Origin of the sequence: Enterobacter cloacae complex sp. IR5458 (assembly GCF_049238025.1) — a bacterium.
Lineage (GTDB): Bacteria > Pseudomonadota > Gammaproteobacteria > Enterobacterales > Enterobacteriaceae > Enterobacter > Enterobacter kobei.
The window spans coordinates 1-2,055 of record NZ_JBMKIF010000109.1 but is presented as its reverse complement, the minus strand read 5'-3'; the positions used below and the strand labels follow the sequence as shown (position 1 = coordinate 2,055).

Below are 2,055 nucleotides of genomic sequence, written 5' to 3'. Positions count from 1 at the left end.
GTTTGATGTTATGGAGCAGCAACGATGTTACGCAGCAGGGCAGTCGCCCTAAAACAAAGTTAGAAAAGGGAAAGTATGAGCAAGTTATCTGTATTCTTTATATTTTTGTTTTGTAGCATTGCTACCGCAGCAGAGCCTTTGCCAGATTTAAAAATTGAAAAACTTGATGAAGGCGTTTATGTTCATACTTCGTTTGAAGAAGTTAACGGGTGGGGCGTTGTTCCTAAACATGGTTTGGTTGTTCTTGTAGATGCTGAAGCTTATCTAATTGACACTCCATTTACGGCTAAAGATACTGAAAAGTTAGTCACTTGGTTTGTGGAACGTGGCTATAAAATAAAAGGCAGTATTTCCTCTCATTTTCATAGTGACAGCACGGGCGGAATAGAGTGGCTTAATTCTCAATCCATCCCCACGTATGCGTCTGAATTAACTAATGAGCTGCTTAAAAAAGACGGTAAGGTTCAAGCTAAAAATTCATTTGGCGGGGTTAACTATTGGCTAGTTAAAAATAAAATTGAAGTTTTTTATCCAGGCCCAGGACACACTCCAGATAACCTAGTAGTTTGGCTGCCTGAAAGGAAAATATTATTCGGTGGTTGTTTTATTAAACCGTACGGTCTAGGTAATTTGGGTGACGCAAATTTAGAAGCTTGGCCAAAGTCCGCTAAATTATTAATATCCAAATATGGTAAGGCAAAACTGGTTGTTCCAAGTCACAGTGAAGCTGGAGACGCATCACTCTTGAAACTTACATTAGAGCAGGCGGTTAAAGGGTTAAACGAAAGTAAAAAACCATCAAAACTAAGCAACTAAATTTCTAACAAGTCGTTGCAGCATCGTGCGCTGCGCGCACTGGACAGTTTTTAAGTCGCGGTTTTATGGTTTTGCTTCGCAAAAATATTCCATAAAACCACAACTTAAAAACTGCCGCTGAACTCGGCGTTAGATGCTTTGCTGTGCGCACAAATTTCGGCCAGCAACAAGACTGTTTTTTTTCTTAAATCGAACCTAAAATTTATTCGCGGAACTCCATGGATAAATATTTTGAAAAATTGGTTATTTCTGGCTACGTCCATTATTTTTGAGGTCATTGCAACCTCTGCGCTCAAGTCTAGTGAGGGCTTTACTAGGTTAGTACCGTCTTTTATCGTCGTAGCGGGATACGCTGCTGCTTTTTATTTCCTGTCGCTGACACTCAAATCGATTCCTGTTGGAATCGCCTACGCAGTTTGGTCGGGCCTCGGGATCGTCTTGGTCACTGCGATTGCATGGGTTTTGCATGGTCAAAAACTAGATATGTGGGGATTTGTTGGTGTCGGCTTCATTATCAGCGGCGTTGCTGTGCTCAACTTGCTATCTAAGGCAAGTGTTCACTAAAACGGTCGCATCTAACCATTCCGTCGAGAGGGACCGCCCACAAGCTGCGCTTGCGGGTTCCCTTCGCGGCTTCGCCGCTACGGCGGCCCCTCACGTCAAACGTTAGGCATCACAAAGTACAGCATCGTGACCAACAGCAACGATTCCGTCACACTGCGCCTCATGACTGAGCATGACCTTGCGATGCTCTATGAGTGGCTAAATCGATCTCATATCGTCGAGTGGTGGGGCGGAGAAGAAGCACGCCCGACACTTGCTGACGTACAGGAACAGTACTTGCCAAGCGTTTTAGCGCAAGAGTCCGTCACTCCATACATTGCAATGCTGAATGGAGAGCCGATTGGGTATGCCCAGTCGTACGTTGCTCTTGGAAGCGGGGACGGATGGTGGGAAGAAGAAACCGATCCAGGAGTACGCGGAATAGACCAGTCACTGGCGAATGCATCACAACTGGGCAAAGGCTTGGGAACCAAGCTGGTTCGAGCTCTGGTTGAGTTGCTGTTCAATGATCCCGAGGTCACCAAGATCCAAACGGACCCGTCGCCGAGCAACTTGCGAGCGATCCGATGCTACGAGAAAGCGGGGTTTGAGAGGCAAGGTACCGTAACCACCCCAGATGGTCCAGCCGTGTACATGGTTCAAACACGCCAGGCATTCGAGCGAACACGCAGTGAT

The 2,055-nt window shown here is 45.9% G+C and carries 3 protein-coding genes; all 3 read left to right on the top strand.

Annotated elements, in window-relative coordinates; translation table 11 throughout:
* Window positions 1-75: 75 nt before the first annotated feature.
* A complete protein-coding gene (locus ACOTYN_RS26175; protein WP_015060105.1) occupies window positions 76-816 on the top strand; it encodes a subclass B1 metallo-beta-lactamase IMP-4 in 741 nt (246 codons plus the stop codon).
* 231 nt (window positions 817-1,047) lie between these two features.
* Window positions 1,048-1,380, top strand: a complete 333-nt coding sequence (gene qacG2, locus ACOTYN_RS26170; protein ID WP_015063357.1) for a quaternary ammonium compound efflux SMR transporter QacG2 — start codon at window positions 1,048-1,050, stop codon at window positions 1,378-1,380.
* 126 nt (window positions 1,381-1,506) lie between these two features.
* On the top strand, window positions 1,507-2,055 hold a 549-nt coding region (gene aac(6')-Ib / locus ACOTYN_RS26165), incomplete at its 3' end, for an AAC(6')-Ib family aminoglycoside 6'-N-acetyltransferase (protein WP_169572937.1).